Annotated in this window: 14 protein-coding genes; 5 read left to right on the forward strand and 9 right to left on the reverse strand. The window is 72.3% G+C overall.

Translation table 11 applies throughout. The features are described 5' to 3' along the window. Positions 1 to 91: 91 nt before the first annotated feature. Positions 92 to 886, forward strand: coding sequence for an ATP-grasp domain-containing protein (locus D0Z67_RS27020; protein ID WP_031183305.1), 795 nt, complete (start codon positions 92 to 94; stop codon positions 884 to 886). Here the strand turns inward: D0Z67_RS27020 and D0Z67_RS27025 are convergent. Beyond that, positions 871 to 1308, reverse strand: coding sequence for a hypothetical protein (locus D0Z67_RS27025; RefSeq protein WP_107059643.1), 438 nt, complete (start codon positions 1306 to 1308; stop codon positions 871 to 873). The two genes, D0Z67_RS27020 and D0Z67_RS27025, sit on opposite strands and share 16 nt — an antisense overlap. Before the next feature lie 382 nt (positions 1309 to 1690). After that, the gene (locus D0Z67_RS27030; RefSeq protein WP_051888075.1) at positions 1691 to 2146 is read right to left on the reverse strand and encodes a MarR family winged helix-turn-helix transcriptional regulator; all 456 of its coding nucleotides are present in this window, start codon (positions 2144 to 2146) and stop codon (positions 1691 to 1693) included. Positions 2147 to 2201: 55 nt separating this feature from the next. Between D0Z67_RS27030 and D0Z67_RS27035 the strand changes: the two genes are divergently transcribed. Continuing rightward, positions 2202 to 2987: an SDR family NAD(P)-dependent oxidoreductase gene (locus tag D0Z67_RS27035; protein WP_031183302.1), complete on the forward strand. Its 786-nt coding sequence runs from the start codon at positions 2202 to 2204 to the stop codon at positions 2985 to 2987. 44 nt (positions 2988 to 3031) lie between these two features. Here the strand turns inward: D0Z67_RS27035 and D0Z67_RS27040 are convergent, their stop codons facing one another. Further along, complete coding sequence (locus D0Z67_RS27040; RefSeq protein WP_031183301.1) at positions 3032 to 3472, reverse strand: VOC family protein; 441 nt, start codon at positions 3470 to 3472, stop codon at positions 3032 to 3034. 124 nt (positions 3473 to 3596) lie between these two features. Further along, positions 3597 to 6212 (reverse strand): phosphatidylinositol-specific phospholipase C domain-containing protein, encoded by a 2616-nt coding sequence (locus tag D0Z67_RS27045; RefSeq protein WP_031183300.1) that lies wholly within the window; start codon positions 6210 to 6212, stop codon positions 3597 to 3599. Between the two features lie 327 nt (positions 6213 to 6539). Between D0Z67_RS27045 and D0Z67_RS29970 the strand changes: the two genes are divergently transcribed. Next, the gene (locus tag D0Z67_RS29970; protein ID WP_031183299.1) at positions 6540 to 7496 is read left to right on the forward strand and encodes a helix-turn-helix domain-containing protein; all 957 of its coding nucleotides are present in this window, start codon (positions 6540 to 6542) and stop codon (positions 7494 to 7496) included. A gap of 12 nt (positions 7497 to 7508) precedes the next feature. On the opposite strand, the gene D0Z67_RS27055 is transcribed toward D0Z67_RS29970, so the two are convergent. Together D0Z67_RS27055 and D0Z67_RS27060 are read right to left on the reverse strand one after the other, a co-directional pair. After that, positions 7509 to 7997, reverse strand: coding sequence for a YncE family protein (locus D0Z67_RS27055; RefSeq protein ID WP_031183298.1), 489 nt, complete (start codon positions 7995 to 7997; stop codon positions 7509 to 7511). Between the two features lie 80 nt (positions 7998 to 8077). Then, entirely contained in the window at positions 8078 to 9241 is a 1164-nt protein-coding gene (locus D0Z67_RS27060) for an acyl-CoA dehydrogenase family protein (RefSeq protein ID WP_107059644.1), read from the reverse strand. Positions 9242 to 9618: 377 nt separating this feature from the next. Here D0Z67_RS27060 and D0Z67_RS27065 point away from each other — a divergent pair, with 377 nt between their 5' ends. Beyond that, on the forward strand, positions 9619 to 11124 hold the full coding sequence (locus tag D0Z67_RS27065; RefSeq protein ID WP_051888073.1) for a serine/threonine-protein kinase: 1506 nt from the start codon (positions 9619 to 9621) through the stop codon (positions 11122 to 11124). A 26-nt stretch (positions 11125 to 11150) separates the two neighbouring features. Here D0Z67_RS27065 and D0Z67_RS27070 read toward each other — a convergent pair whose 3' ends face one another. Next, complete coding sequence (locus D0Z67_RS27070) at positions 11151 to 12311, reverse strand: FUSC family protein (protein ID WP_051888067.1); 1161 nt, start codon at positions 12309 to 12311, stop codon at positions 11151 to 11153. A 133-nt stretch (positions 12312 to 12444) separates the two neighbouring features. Here D0Z67_RS27070 and D0Z67_RS27075 point away from each other — a divergent pair, with 133 nt between their 5' ends. Then, a complete protein-coding gene (locus D0Z67_RS27075) occupies positions 12445 to 12810 on the forward strand; it encodes a hypothetical protein (protein WP_131589720.1) in 366 nt (121 codons plus the stop codon). A 15-nt stretch (positions 12811 to 12825) separates the two neighbouring features. Here the strand turns inward: D0Z67_RS27075 and D0Z67_RS27080 are convergent, their stop codons facing one another. Both D0Z67_RS27080 and D0Z67_RS27085 read right to left on the reverse strand, forming a co-directional pair. Then, the gene (locus D0Z67_RS27080; protein WP_031183293.1) at positions 12826 to 13515 is read right to left on the reverse strand and encodes an HAD family hydrolase; all 690 of its coding nucleotides are present in this window, start codon (positions 13513 to 13515) and stop codon (positions 12826 to 12828) included. A 66-nt stretch (positions 13516 to 13581) separates the two neighbouring features. Continuing rightward, positions 13582 to 14787 carry a cysteine desulfurase-like protein gene (locus D0Z67_RS27085; RefSeq protein WP_031183292.1) on the reverse strand — a complete coding sequence of 402 codons (1206 nt, stop codon included), beginning with the start codon at positions 14785 to 14787 and terminating at the stop codon, positions 13582 to 13584. Positions 14788 to 15179: the final 392 nt, after the last annotated feature.

Below are 15179 nucleotides of genomic sequence, written 5' to 3' on the forward strand. Positions count from 1 at the left end.
GACACGGGGCGGGCGGGGGATGTGTTCCCTCGCCCGCCCCTGTCCCGTACATATGTGGGTGGACCACCGGGCCGGCTCGATGGCATCGTCAATGATCGTGACGAAGCAAGGTTTCCTGGCGCTGGCGCCGCAGTGCACCACCACGTCCGAACTGCTGTCGGCAGCGGCGCGGCGGCGGGGCATGGACGTGGAGATACTCGGCGGCGCCGCCCCGGAGCGCCGAGGTGCCCACTACTACGGCGGCCCCGCCTTCGCGGCCCGCGTCGCCGAGGGCCTGGAGGTCGCCCTCCTGGAACCCTCCGACGACTGGCTGACCACCTTGCCGTACGCGTACACGGGACGACGCATCGCCATGTCGACTCTCGACGAGGCCCGCCGCCTCTCCCGCCCGGCCTTCGTGAAGCCACCGCGAGAGAAGAGTTTCCCGGCCGCCGTCTACCCCACCGGCGCCGACCTCCCGCCCGGCCCGGACGCCGCCGTACTGATCAGCGACGTGGTCACCTGGGCGGCGGAGTTCCGCCTGTACATCCTCGACGGCGAAATCCGCACCGGCTCCCAGTACACCACCTACGGCCACCTGCACGCCGAGCCCCTGGAGGGCCACCGCCACGAGCCCGCCGTCCGCGAATTCGCGGCCGACCTCCTGTCCACGTGCGGCGATACCCTCCCGAGCGCAGTGGTACTGGACATCGGCCTCCTGACCCCGGACCACGACACCGAATGGGCCGTGGTCGAGCCCAACATGCCCTGGTTCAGCAACTGCTACGCCGCCGGCCCCGACCGCGCCCTGGACGTCGTCCTCCGCTCGGCCGGACCACGGTCGGCGTTGGCGGAGCGGGACCGCCGATTCTGCCGTCACCTGGGCGATGCTCACCTGGCCGGTTGACGCGCTCCCGGAGCGGAGGCGTGCCCGCCGCACGCGAGCGCCCGGTGGAGCGGGAGCGCTGTCAGCAGGACGAAGAGACCGAAGAGAGTGATCGGCAACAGTCCCGCTGGGCGGAGGAAGACCGCAGGACGTGCCATGACCACGGGCCACGCGACGCTCCAGTTGCCGATCAGATCGGCCAGCATGACCGCGGCAGCGAGCGCCGGTCCGCCGGGGCGGGCGCGGAGGATCATCAGCGCGGCCAGCGGGTCCAGCAGTAGGAGCACATGGAACAGCACACCGACGAGCAGGGGCGCGTAGCCGTAGGCGTTGATCCCGTCCGACACCAGGAAGTACGCGTGGGCTCCGGTGCCTTCCAGGAAACCGGCCACGTACACCGCCGCCGTGCACCGCGCCCAGACCGGGCGATCCCCCCATCGCATGGTCGTCACTCTAGGGGCCGCTTCGCCTTCAGGGTGAAGGGAGACGGCCGTCGCCGGGCGGGGTGTCAGCGGTGACGCGACCCGCCTGCTCGCCGTCGCAGGCTTCCGGTGACTTCCGCCCCACGCGTTCGTCGGATTGCTGCCCTGTGCCACTGGCCGGCGGGAGGTGAGGTGAGACACCGAGGGCCGGGACCGTCGTACAGGCGTGTCCCGCCCCGTCCCCGTCGTCACAGGGGCCCCACCCTGGCGATGGTGCGGGCCCCCAGCTCGCCGGCCCGACCGTGTCCAGCCCGCGGGCGCACACCTCGTCGACCACGGTCCTCTGATGCCGAGCGGAGGTCACGCCCGCCCTGGCCGCCTTCTCCGCCCGGCGCCGCGACCGTCAGCCCTTGTGACGCGAATCCGGCGCGGCCCCGGCGATGGCGTCGACGGCGGCCCAGAAGGTTGCCCGGTCCGCCCCGGCGTGAGCTAGCAGCGCCCCCCGCACGGCCTGAGCGTGCGCGGTACGGGCGGCGGTCAGCGCACTCCGGCCGGCGTCCGAGGCGAGGATGGTGCGACGCCCGCCCGGACCGTCCTCGCGGCTCACGAGGCCGCGCTCGGCCATGCGGGAGAGCTGACGGGACAGTCGTGCCCGCTGCCAGTCGAGCATGAGCCCCAGTTCGTGCTGCGGCATGCGCCCGCCGCCGTTCTCGATCAGCCTCGACAGGATCGAGAAGTCCGGCACGGACAGGGCGGAAGCGCTGTGGATCTCGTGGGCCACGGCAGCGTCGACGGCCTCGACGGCTCGCTTCCAGGCGATCCACCGCGCCATTTCGGCGTCATCGAGCGGTGCGGTCATGCGCTCACCGTACGCCTTTGTTTCCATGTAAACGCACGGGGCGTAGGCTGTTTACATGGAAACAGAGGCACGTACGCACCAGGTCCTCATCACCGGCGGCAGCGCGGGGATCGGCCTCGGCCTGGCTGCCCGCTACCTCGGGGCCGGCCACCGCGTCCTGGTCACCGGGCGCGGCGCCGGGAGGCTGGCCGCGGTCTCCGAGGGACTGCCCGGCCTGGAGACCTTCGCCAACGACATCGCCGATCCCGCGCAGCGTGAGCAACTGGCCGCCCACGTAAGGCGGGTCATGCCCGACCTGGACGTGGTGATCAGCAACGCCGGAATCCAGCGGCGGGTCGGGATCGCCGCGGACGACGCCCCCTGGGCCGAGGCCCAGCACGAGATCGACGTCCTGCTGGCCGGCCCCGTCCATCTCGCCCGCCTCCTCACCCCGCAGCTCCTGGGCCACGGCCGCCCGAGCGTGTACGTCAACGTCACCTCCGGCGGCGCCTTCCTGCCCCAGCCCTTCGCGCCCCTCTACAGCGCGGCCAAGGCGGCCCTGCACAGCTACACGGTGAACCTGCGCCACGCCCTGCGGGCCACACCCTGCCGGGTGGTGGAGCTCATCCCCCCGGCCGTGGCCACCCAGCTCGCCGGACCGGGCCCGAACCACGGGGCCGACCCGGACGAGTTCTGCGACACGGTCTTCCCCCTGCTCGACGGCTCGCACCCGGTCGTCGGGTACGGCCCCACCGCCCGACCGGAGTTCACCGACCGCCTCGCCGTCGAACACAGCGCATTCGAGGCCGCCGCGATCCGCTTCGACGTACCGCTCCACGGCACCGCCCGGGCGGCCCTCTGACGGTCGCCGTCCCCGGACTCGCACGCGCTTCGCGCACGAGGATCTCAGCCCAGTTGCTCGGCCAGGCCGACGATGACGCCCTCCGGCCCGCGGAGGTAGCAGAGCAGGTAGCTGTCCTCGAACCGGGCGATCCCGCCCACGACTTCACCGCCGTGCGGGCGCAGACGGGCGACGGTGTCCTCGATGTCGTCGACGGCGAACATGACGCGGTGCGTGCCCAGGATGTTGTGCGGCCGGTCACGCGGGCCGCCGTCGATCACCTCGGGGCTGCGGTACTTCGCCAGCTCAAGCCGGCTGTGGCCGTCCGGGGTGCGGAGCATCGCGATGTCGCAGTGGACGCCGTCGAGCCCGGTGCACCGGTCGGCGAAGGCGCCCTGGACCTCCCCCCGGCCCTCCAGCTCCATCCCGAGTTCCTCGAAGAACGCGACGGCGGCGTCCATGTCCTCCACGACGATGCCGACATTGTCCATCCGCTGAATCGCCACGCTGTGCTCTCCCTCGTGTGTGCCTGTGCCATGGGCGCGTACGCCATGTACGCAAACGACCGAGCGTTCCACCCGGGAACGTATCCCCGGACGGAGCGCTCGGCACAGACGGCGCACCCGGTGGCTAGCCAGGGACCACCGTGTCGCTCATGCTCGGCTTCCCCTCGCCCGAGGCGTTCCAGGCGCAGAGCAGGATGACGTACTCGTGGCCCGCCGTGACCCCGGTGACCTTGGCTGAGCGGGCCGAGGCCGGGTAGCCGATGATCCGGGAGTGACTCAGCGGGGTGCTCTTGTCGTAGACCCACACCGCGTACCGGACGATCGAGCCGCTGTGCGAGTCGGCCGGCGCCGACCAGTGCACGTCGATCGAGCCCGCGCCGGCCGTGGCGGTGAGCCCCGGCGGCCGTCCCGCCGTGGTCGGCGCCGCCTTGCCCCGGACCGCCGGGGACCACGAGGACCGGTTGGCCGACACGTCCCCGGCGACCGCGCGGGCCCGCACCTCATAGGTGTGGCCGTCGTAGGGCTGATCGGTGAACTGCCAGGACATGTCGTAGCGCGGGGCGCTCACGCCGGGCACCACGTCCTGCCAGCCGGCGTTCGAGTCGCTGGTGACGTCGCGCCACTGCACGTCGTAGGTGTGCGCGCCGAAGACCTTGTTCCAGGTGGCGGTGACCCCCTGCCGGGTGCCGTCGAACTTCATCCCGGAAGGCGTGGCGAGCGAGCGGCCGGGAGCGCTGTCCGGTGCGGCGGGCGCGGCGGAGCCGATGCCGAACTCCCTGTGCAGCACGGTGCCGAATGCCTGGGCGATGCGGTACTCACCGAGCGCGTTGGGGTGCAGTCCGTCGTAGGTGGTGGCGCAGGTCGTCGCCTTCGGGTCGCAGCCCATGGCCTTGTCGAGGTCGGCCAGTTCCACCGGTGAGGTGCTGGTGCTCCAGCCGGGAGCCGCCTTGGCGAGGGCCGCGTTGTAGTCGCGGATGCGCTGGGGGAGTTGCGGGTTGGCGTCGCCCAGGGTGGTCCGCTGGGGGACGTTGGCCAGGACGATCCGCACGTCCGGGTCGGCGGCCCGCGCGTTGTCCACGAACTTCTTCATGGTGCCGACCAGATCGGCGCTCGCCCCGTACCAGCCGATGTCGTTGAAGCCCAGCTCGACCAGGAGCAGGTCGGGGGTTCGGTCCTCGGCCCTCAGCTCCTGCATCACCGGCTTGACGGTGGGCACGGTCCGGGTCAGCGTGCGGCCCCAGAGGGCGTAGTGCGCCGAACCGCCGGCGGAGAACCCGGCGTCCACGTCCTTGGCGTACTCGCCCTGGACACGCGCGTCATCCGGCCCCGGCTCCGCGGGCTCGTCGTCGCCGCTCTCGCCCAGTACCGGCGGCCGCGGCGCCCGCGCCTCGGCCTGCCGCACGGTGCCCCGGTACGGTCCGACGAAGGTGACCGGCCACTTCTTGCTCCTGGCCCAGTCCCACAGCCGGTAGCGCCAGGTGTGGTCGCCCTCGTACCCGTGGCTGATGGAGTCGCCGACCACCATGACGTCACCGATGTCGGTGTGCGTCGCCAAGTTGCGGGCGATGATCTCGTCGATGAGCTTCCCCCCGGGGAAGTCCATCATCATGACGCCCATCCGGTCCAGGCCGGACCGCCCGCCGAACCGGTCGTCGCGTCCGGCGGAGAACTCCGGGCACCGGTCCTTCTCGGCGCGCAGGCACTGGATGAGGAAGTTGTTCACACCGGTGGCCGTCGGGGTGCCGCCCGCCGCCGTGTAGGGGTGGACGCCGGTCCCGGAGCCGCTGGTGTAGTTCAGATACAGGGCGTCCTGCTCGTACGCGTGGTCCTTCTCACCCGGCCGGGTACCGTCCCAGGTGCCGTTGGCCCGGCGCAGATGCGCGCGGACCTTCTCCCATTTGTCGTCGATGTCGCTGATGGTGGACAGCTCGAAGTCGTCCTGCACGTACTCCTCGTTGGAGCCGCCGGCCGGGTAGGGCTGCTGGAGCCCGTAGCCGTCGAATATGCCGCCGCCCGTGTTCCGGTAGCCGAGGAGCACGACCTTGCCGCGCACCTCGCCGAGTGTCGGCACGCGGTCCGACTGTGTCTCGCCCGTGACCGAGGGGCCCCAGAACAGCTTGCGCCAGGCGGTCGACGCGGTGCTCCTGTCACCGTCACCGGTGTACGAGCGGCCGTCCAGGTAGGAGTCGAAGATCTTCTTGCGCCACTCGTCGGTCCCGAACCCGTCGGCGTCCTTGCAGGAGAAGGTGGAGCCGGTGCACTCCGCCTTGAGGTTCATCAGGACGGTTTCCCCGGGGTGGCCGCTCAGGAAGCGGGAGGTCGCCTCGAGTACGTCGGTGAAGTTGGCGTACTGGTAGGTGGCGCCGTGGTGGGCGGTGAACTTCAGCCCCTCGTCGCCCTTGTCGACCCGGACCCGGATGTCGAGCGCCCGGATTCCGGCGTCGAACTGGGTGGTCAGGGTCTTCGCGCTGAAACCGTGGTTCTCCTGGGTCTGGGTGATGCTGGTGACGATGCCCGAGCACCGGCCGGTGTCCGGGTCCGGAGTGTCCCCGCAGAGCGCGAGGCTGTCGTGGGTGCCCGGCACCGAGAGCCACGCGAGGTTCGCCCCGTCCGGGACGCGTGACATCCAGTCGGTGTTGGCCGCGGAGGCTTCGGTGATGCTGCTGTAGTAGTCGTTCGCCCGAGCTGGGGTGGCGGAGAGGAAGACGCCGGAGACGGAAAGCAGCAGGGCGAGGAGCACAGCGAGGACGGTGCTTCTCGCCACCGGCGCCGGCCGGGGTCTCAAGGATCTTCGGGGCGGGCGGGTCCGGCGTGTGTCGGTGATCATTTCCATCCTGGGCGGATCGGTCGGTCGGCTGGGGTTCGCACGTGCGGGTGGGCCGTCCGGCGAGATGTGTGATGATCGCGTTGTCGGGCCCGCCGGCCGGTGAGCGCAGCCTGCCGGGAGCGTCCGTCCCGGGCCAGGCCGGACGGCCGTTCCGGGACACTGGGACGTTCCGCCTGTCCTGACCAGGCAGGATGTGGTCGCATGGGACACGGGGTGGGACGTGTGGGTGGGGTGGGGACGGTGAGGGACGCCGACGCGGCGGCCGGGCTGGGCGAGATGCTGCGCTCGCTGAAGGAGCGCGCGGGCCTCAGCTACGGCGCGCTCGCGGGCCGGCTGCACCTGAGCACCTCGACGCTGCACCGCTACTGCACGGGTGACTCGGTGCCGGCCGAGTTCGCCCCGGTCGAACGCTTCGGCCGGATCTGCCGGGCGGATCCCGGGGAACTGCTGGAGCTGCACCGGCGGTGGGCGGTGGCGGACGAGGCGCGGCGCGGGAGGATGGCGCATCCGGCCGAGGGCGCTGCGGCGCCGTCGTCGGTGCCGGTCGTGGACAGTCCGCCCGCCATGGCGGAGCAACCGCCGCGAGCCCGGCAACTCCTGTCCCGTTACGCCCTGTTCGGGGCCGTCGTGGTGGCTCTCAGCACCTCTGGAGCGCTGGCCGTCGACCGGTTCCGCGCCGAGTCGGTACCGGACGAGACGGTCCCGGCCGTCGTGGCGCCCGGCCCGTCGGCAGAGGCGGTCGGGGCGGACGCGGGGAGTGTTCCTCTCGCGGCGGAGGTCGTCCCGTCCGTGTCCAACTGCCCTCGGGCGGACAGTGGTCGGTCCGGGCCCACGACCTTCCGGCTGACGGTGCGCGGCACGGCCGGCGGTCCTGTGACCGTGACCGCCCTGGACGTCCGGGTGCTGTCCGCCGGAGTCGCGCCCGCCGGAGCCACCCACGCGGACTGCCGGCACAGCGACACACAGCACCCGTTCGGCGTCGACCTCGACGCGGCCGAGCCCCGGGTGGTGGGCCCGGGGCTCGGCTTCCCGTACACGGCGACCGCCGGGAGCCCCCTCGTCCTGGACGTCACCGCGCGTACGTCGAAGCGCGAGGTGCGCTGGTACCTGGAGCTGAGCTGGACCCGGGGCACCCGCTCCGGCACCCTGCGGATCGACGACGGCGGTCGTCCGTTCCGCACCGGAGCGGTGAAGTAGCGGCGCCCGCCCTCAGCTCCGGACCGTCAGGTACTGCCAGCCGCCCCAAGTGCTCACGTCTGCCGTGTCCGTGCAGCTGTACCAGACCTTGCCGCCGGCCACGGCGAGGGAGACCGGGGCGCTGTCGCCGCCGGTGTCGACGCGGCGGGTCTCGGTGACCGTCGCCGTGTCGATGACGGCGATCGCGTCGGCGTCGGCCAGGGCCGCGTACAGGGTCCTGCCGTCGGGGGACAGGGCGAGGCCGTCGGCACCCTGCTCACCGTCGAGGGTGGCGACGGGCTCGCCGGCCAGGTCGGTCACCGCGATGCCGGTCGTCCCGGCGCCCTGGCTGAAGAAGAGGTGCTGGTGAGCACCGTCGACCACGAGGTGGGCGTAGTGCGACAGCGGCAACGCGCCGGCACCGTCGGCCCAGGCGGCAGGACCGGTCAGACCGACGGTGGCGGTGGTCAGCCCCGCGACGACGGATGTCGCCGCCGCGAGCGAGACCTGCTCGCGGCGCATGGTGCTCCTGGAACGAGGGGAACCGAACGCCCACGAGACCGCTGACCTGTCTGTCTGGTCGTACGCCGCCGCCCGGTTCCTCAGACGAACGCGCTGATCCCCGTCGCCGCCCGGCCCACGATCAGGGAGTTCATGTCGCGGGTGCCCTCGTACGAGTAGAGGGCCTCGGCGTCGGCCCAGAAGCGGGCCACCTCGTGGTCGAGGAGGATGCCGTTGCCGCCGAGGAGTTCGCGGGCGTGGGCGACGACCTCGCGGGTGCGGGTGGTGCTGAACATCTTCGCCATGGACGCCTGCTGGTCGGTGAGCCGACCCGCGTCCTGGAGCTGCGCCGCGCGTACGTTCATGGTCTGGCAGGCGGTGATGTCGGCCAGCATCCGGGCGAGCTGGTCCTGCACCAGCTGGAAGGCGGCGATCGGCTTCCCGAACTGCTCGCGCTCCAGGGTGTAGGCGCGGGCGGCCTCGTACGCGCCCATCGCACAGCCCACCGCGTTCCAGGAGACCCCGAGCCGGGTGGCGCGCAGCACCTTCGCGGTGTCCTTGAAGGAGTTGGCCTCCTGGAGCCGGTCCGCCTCCGGCACCCGTACGTCCCGCAGCTCGATCTCGGCGTTCTGCACGGTGCGCAGCGAGACCTTGCCCTCGATGCGGTGCGGGGTGAAGCCCTCGGCGCCCTGCTGCACGACGAAGCCCTTGACCTCGCCGTCCGCCTCGTCCTTCGCCCAGACGATCACCAGATCGGCGAAGGTGGCGTTGCCGATCCACTTCTTGCGCCCGTTCAGCACCCAGGTGTCGCCCTCCCGGCGGGCGGTGGTGGTCAGCCCGCGGGAGGTGCCGGAGCCGACGTCGGGCTCGGTCAGGGCGAACGCGGCCAGCCGCTCCCAGCGCAGCATCTCCGGTATCCACCGCTGCTTCTGCTCCTCGGAACCGCACTCCATGATCGAGGCGATGCCGAGCCCGCTGTGCACGCCGTGGAACGTGGCGAACGAGGGATCGACGCGCGAGAGCTCCATGCTCACCAGCCCGGCCACCAGGGCGCCCCGGTCCGGCGAGCCGTACCCCTTGAACTGGAGCCCCGCGATGCCGAGTTCGGGCAACTGCGGGATCAGCTCGTGCGGGAACTCGCCGCGATGCCAGTACTCGTCCGCGATCGGCGCGAGGTTCTTCCGCGCCCAGTCCCGCACCGTCGCCAGCAGCTCCTGGTCCTCGGGCCCGACCGTCTCGCGCACATGGTAGAAGTCGGCCTCCACGGCCGCCGGGTCCGCCTCGTGCACCGCCACGTGCTCCTGCCCCTGCCCGGCGTGCCCCTGCTGCTGTCCGCTCACGACGACCCCTCTTCTCCTCAAGTCACGCACGGATCATGGCTGCTGTACATGCGTGCTGCTCACCGGTGCCCGCGATGTCGCAGGGGTAGACGTGGGGGAAGATCCCTAGTGACGGACTCCACAGGCCGATCCGGGGCGGCGCGGTGCCCGGCGGGCGCGTGAGAGAGTTGCGGCTCCGGCCGACGCGGGTCGGATCTTCTTGCCGGGGGGCCCAGTTGTCCGAGCGTGTTCATCCTTCGCGACCCGGTGATCCGGCCAGGATCGGCCCGTACCGGGTCATCGGCCGACTGGGTTCGGGTGGCATGGGTACGGTCCATGCCGCCCTGGACTCCGAGGAGCGGCGGGTGGCGGTCAAGGTCGTCCACCCCGCGCAGGCCGACGACGACGAGTTCCGTGCCCGCTTCAAGCGGGAGGTCGAGGTGTCCCGGCGGGTCACGGGACCCTGCCTGGTACCGCTGCTCGCGGCGGACCCCGGTGCGGCCGTCCCCTGGCTCGCCACCGCGTATGTGCCCGGCCCCACCCTCGGCGAGTACATCGCCGCGCACGGCCCCCTGTCCGGGGCTCGGCTGTACGCCCTCGCGGCCGGGACCGTCGCCGCATTAGCGGCCGTCCACGCGACCGGCGTGGTGCACCGCGACGTGAAGCCGGGCAACGTCATCCTGGCGCCGGACGGACCACGGGTACTGGACTTCGGCATCGCCCACGCCCTGGACGGCACCTCGGTCACCCGGACCGGCGTGATGACCGGCACCGCCGGCTGGATCAGTCCGGAGGGCTACCGCACCGGAGCCGCGGGACCGGCCGGAGACGTCTTCGCCTGGGGAGCGCTGGTCGCCTACGCCGCCACCGGACGACTGCCGTTCGGCATCGGCGCCCCTGACGCGGTCGCCGCCCGGGTGATGTCCGGGGCCCCCGACCTCGCCGGGGTCCCCGACGACCTCCTGGCGCCGGTGACGTCCGCGCTGGCCAAGGGGCCGCAGGAGCGACCCACGGCCGCCGCGCTAACCGCGCGGTGCACGGAGCTTCTCGCCGGCCAGAGCACCCAGATCCTGGGGGACGGGCCGCCCACCCAGGTGGGTGACGTGATGACGGCCGCTTGGGAAGGTCTGCCGGCCGTCGAGGACGATCCGGCGTGGGCGGCGGCCCGGCGCAAGGCGGCCCGCCGCCGGACCTGGCTCGTCGCCGCGGCCGCGGTCACCGGGTTCGTGGTGGCCGCCGCCGGCACGTACCTGATCGCGGAGCAGGGCCAGGGCGAGCGGCGAGGCTCGACGGCTTCCCCGACCGCGGAAGCGGGCACTCCCAGAGGGCAGGAGGCGAAGGCCACCGCGCCGACCGCCTCTGCCGGCTGTCTGCCGGTCACCTTCAAGACCCCCGGCGGAGAGGCGGGCTGCGAGTCCAAGAAGGCGATCTGTGCCGTCGGGTCCGCGTCCTACGTCAAGGACATCGACCGTCTGTGCGGCGGCCCTCCCGCCCTGCAGACGGTGAACGTCATCTCCCAGCCGTCCACGGGTGGAGACCCGGGTTCCTCGTACTGCCTGGCCTGGACCGGCAGTTCCGACGCCGACTCCCGTGACGCCACCCTGCTGATGAACGCCCCGGGCTACCAGTGCGGTGCCGACTTGGTGAGCCCCTCCGGCTCGCCAAGCGTGCAGGGGGGCTACACGCTCGTTTTCTACGACAGCGAGCAGGACTGCACCCCCCTATACCCCGGCACCCGCCTCACCTACCCGGCGGTCCTGGACTACAGCGGCCTCGACGAGCAGCAACCCCGCCAGTACGCCTGCCTCACCGAACACGTGGGCGCCTGACCCGGCGCCCGAATCGCGGCGCTCACCTACCCCTCGGCGGTGTCCTTCAGGGCGTCGCAGGTGTTCTGGAACTCCTCCATCAGGCGGGTGGCCTCGACGACGAGGACACCGTAGGGGCGGGAGGCGTCGGAGAGGGGGAGGTTGTTGTCCTGGGCGGCGGCGAGGACCTTCTGCAGGGCTTCCTGGGCGGTGGTCGCGAGGCGGCACATCTCCTCGGCCTGTTCGGTCAGGGTGTCGCTGTCCAGCTCGGCGATGACGTGCGCGATGTCGCGCAGGCTGGCGGCGAAGTCGGCGTACGCCTGGAGGGCGGGGGCGTAGGTGTACGTGTCCTCCGTCTCGCGCCAGCGGCCGAGGCTGCGGGTCAGCGAGCCGAGCTGGTAGACCGCGCGTTCGAGGGCGTCGACACTCTGCCGGTAGCGGTCGAAGCCCAGGTAGCCGCGGTGGGCCGGCAGGAGCCGGCGGGGGTTGAGGGGGAGGCTGCTCTCCGCCGTGTGCAGCCCCGCGCGGGCCTGCCCGACCGCCCGCTGCGCGCTCTCCCCGGCCCGGCGCCACTTGGCGGCCCGGTCCGCGTCCACGTCACCGGTGCACAGGCCGTCGGCCATGTCGTCCAGCAGCGCCTCGATCCGCCCCGCCAGCACCTGCACCCCGTGCTCGGCGCTGCGGTACCGCAGCGGGGGCGCGACGCAGAGGTTCACCAGGACGCCCACGCCGCAGCCGATCAGCACCAGCAGGATGATCTGCCCCAGCTGGTTCACCTTGTCGCCGGTGGTGGTCGCGGAGGCGTACGTGGAGAAGGCGAAGAACGCCGCCGTGGCGACCTGGGAGCGCTGCTCGCCCAGGGCCGGCCACTGCCCGATGCACAGGGCGATGACGGCGACCAGGACGAAGGCGAACAGATCCGGCCCGGCGAGGAAGCCGATGGCCGCCTGGACGGCCACGCCCACCGTGACCGCGGCCGTGTAGCGCAGGGCCTGCCAGACCGACTTGTAGACCGTGGCGTTCATGATCAGCACGGCGGAGAAGGGGGCGAAGGCGGGGGAGGCCGCGTTCAGCAGATCGTGCGCGATCCACCACGCCAGCGTCGCCGCCAGCGCGCTCTTCCCGACCAGCAGCACCGTGTTCCGCTCGTGCCCCGGCGTGCTCCAGGCCCGTTTCACCCACGCGGTACCGCTCCGCAACCACTCCATGCGCCTCGCCCCGAACCCTCGCTCACTACATCCGTACAGATGAGGCGGGTACCCGCTGCGCGGCGGGTCAGCGGATGGCGGCCGTCACACCGGGGGGCGCGATACGGGCGCCGGGCAGGGGTAGCGTTCCGGCATGACGTCCGTGCCGTCCCGGTTCCCGCCGTGTCCGATCCGTGGGGTACGGGTGCTGCACGTGAAGCAGAATTGCGCGCCGCAGTTCGCGGAGATCGAGGTGGACTTCGAGCCCGCGGCGGAAGGGTTCGTCTTCGAGGTGGCCCGGGGTCTCGCGGTGGACTACGAACCCGCCGAGGACCTGCCCCGCTTCTTCGCGGCCGCGGCCCGGGGGATCGAGGAGCGGCTGCGCTCGCCCGAGCACGGAGTCGTCGTCGCCGCTCGGGTGGTGCTGCGGCGGGCCCGCGCCGACACGTTCGGCTCGCACGAGCTTGCGTTCAGGATCGCGGGACATCTCGCAGCCCGCGAGGCCATGGAACGGGCTTAGCGCCGACGGAATCCTTCAGTCACGGTTGCCCAGCGGACTCCGCGCGAGGGAGGCGAGAAGTGCCTCCGGGCCGTCGTACACCACGTCCGCGCCCGCCTTCTCCAGGTCCTCGCGGGGGATGCCGCCGCAGAGGAGTCCCACGCAGGTGACCCCGGCCCGGCTGCCCGCCTGCATGTCCCACACGGTGTCGCCGACGAACACCGACCGCTCCGGTGCCGCGCCCGCCTGCTCCAGCGCCTGCTCGACCGGCTCGGGCGCGGGCTTGCCGTCGGAGACGTCGTCGGCACTCGCCATGCCGGAGATCGCGTCGTCGGCGTCGAGCGCGGTCCGCAGCGCGGACAGCTCCTGTCCGCCCGCCGACGTGGCCAGCACGACCTTCCAGCCGTCCTCCGCCAGCCGCCGCAACAGCCGCCCGGCGTCCGGGAGAGCCGTCAGCCGCCCGAAGTACTGCCCATACAGCGTCTTGTGCGCCGCACCGAGCGCCTCCGCCTCCTCCCGCGCCCGCTCCACGCCCAGCAGATGCTCCACCAGATCACTCGACCCCAGCCCGACGGCCCGGTGGATCGCCTGCGACGGCACATCGTGCCCCGCCTGCCGCAGCGCCTCCCACCACGCCGCGACATGCAGGTAGTTGGTGTCCACCAGAGTCCCGTCCACATCGAACACAGCGGCCCGCGCCGCGCCTTGGTCACCGCTGGGGGGCATGAATCGCACCTCGTCTCGTCGTACCTGCGATCACTGCCGGGTACCCGTTTTCCGTGAGGTGACCGCTCAGCTCTTCAGGAACTCCGCCACCCCCGCCACCAGCCGCGCCACGTCCTCCGCGTCGGTGTACGGCGACAGCCCCACGCGCAGGCCGCCCGTGGTGCCGAGGCCCAGGTGGCGGGAGGCTTCGAGGGCGTAGAAGGAGCCGGCCGGGGCGTGGATGCCGAGGGTGGCGAGGAAGTGGTAGGCGGCCTGGGCCGGGCGGTCCTGGAAGGTGAGGAGGAGGGTGGGGGTTCGGGTGGCCGCGTGGGAGTACGTCGTTACGCCGTCCAGGGCGTACAGGCCGGTCTCCGCCGTTTCGCGGAGGGCGTTCTCGTGGGTCTCGATCGCCGCGTAGGCCGACCGGAGGCGGTCCCGCCTGCCGGTCTGCCGGGTCGGGGCCAGGTCCGCGATGAAGTTCACGGCCGCTGTGGTTCCGGCCAGGGCCTCGTACGGCAGGGTGCCGAGTTCGAAGCGCTCGGGGACCGCGTCGCTGGACGGGGCGAGCTTGTCCGGGCGCAGGGTGGCGAGGAGCGCGGGATCGGCCGCGAGCACGCCGTGGTGGGGGCCGAAGAACTTGTACGGGGAGCAGACCGTGAAGTCGGCGCCGAGAGCACGCACGTCGACGTGGGCGTGCGCGGCGAGGTGGACGGCGTCGACGTGGAGCAGCGCGCCGGCTTCGTGCACGAGGGACGCGATGGCCGGGAGGTCGGGCCGGGTGCCGATCAGGTTGGAGGCGCCGGTCACGGCGACCAGCCGCGTGCGCGGAGTGAGCAGCGCGCCGACCGCCTCCGGTGGCAGCTCACCCGTCGCCGGGTCGAACTCCGCCCGGCGGACGACCGCGCCGACCCGTTCCGCCGCCTGGACCCACGGCCGGATGTTGGCGTCGTGGTCGAGCCGGGAGACGATCACCTCGTCCCCCGCCGTCCACCGCGCGGCGAGGGTGCGGGCGAGGTCGTACGTGAGCTGGGTGGCGCTGCGGCCGAAGACGATGCCTGCGGGGTCGGCGTTCAGCAGGTCCGCCATGGCGGCTCGGAAGTCGCCCACGATCCGCTCCGCGTTGATCTCGCCGGGCGCGACCGCACCCCGGATCGACAGGGGGCTGCTGAGGGCGCCCGCGATGGCCTCGATGACGGGCGTCGGGGTCTGGGTGCCCCCCGGACCGTCGAAGTGGGCGACACCGGAGGAGAGAGCGGGGAACTGGGCGCGCAGGGCGCTGACGTCGTAGGTCACGGGTCCTCGTATCGCGGTCTCGGGGCCGGTACCGCGCCTGCGGCACCCGGTGGATCGTCGCAGACGGGCGCCGCCGGTCAACAGGGCAGCGTGCTCAGCGAGCCCCCGGTGGCCCCCATGGCATACGAGGACCGGTGTCGCACGACACCGGTCCTCGCCCGGTCGGGCACGGGGTGTCCCCGGCGGGCGGATGAAGGGGCGCGACTCGCCCGGTGCGGTGCCCGAGCGGGCATGTGTTCCGTTTCGTCGGAGAGACAACGATGTCGTGTCACCGGCCTGGGCGCTATGGTGTTGTGAGGGGGAAGGTGCCGATTCGCGCTGACCGCGGACCGGCGACGCGTGGTGGGTGGACCGGGGGTGGGTCTGGCGGCAGGTGGTGACGATCGGGCTGC

The organism is Streptomyces seoulensis (genome assembly GCF_004328625.1).
Classification (GTDB): domain Bacteria; phylum Actinomycetota; class Actinomycetes; order Streptomycetales; family Streptomycetaceae; genus Streptomyces; species Streptomyces seoulensis.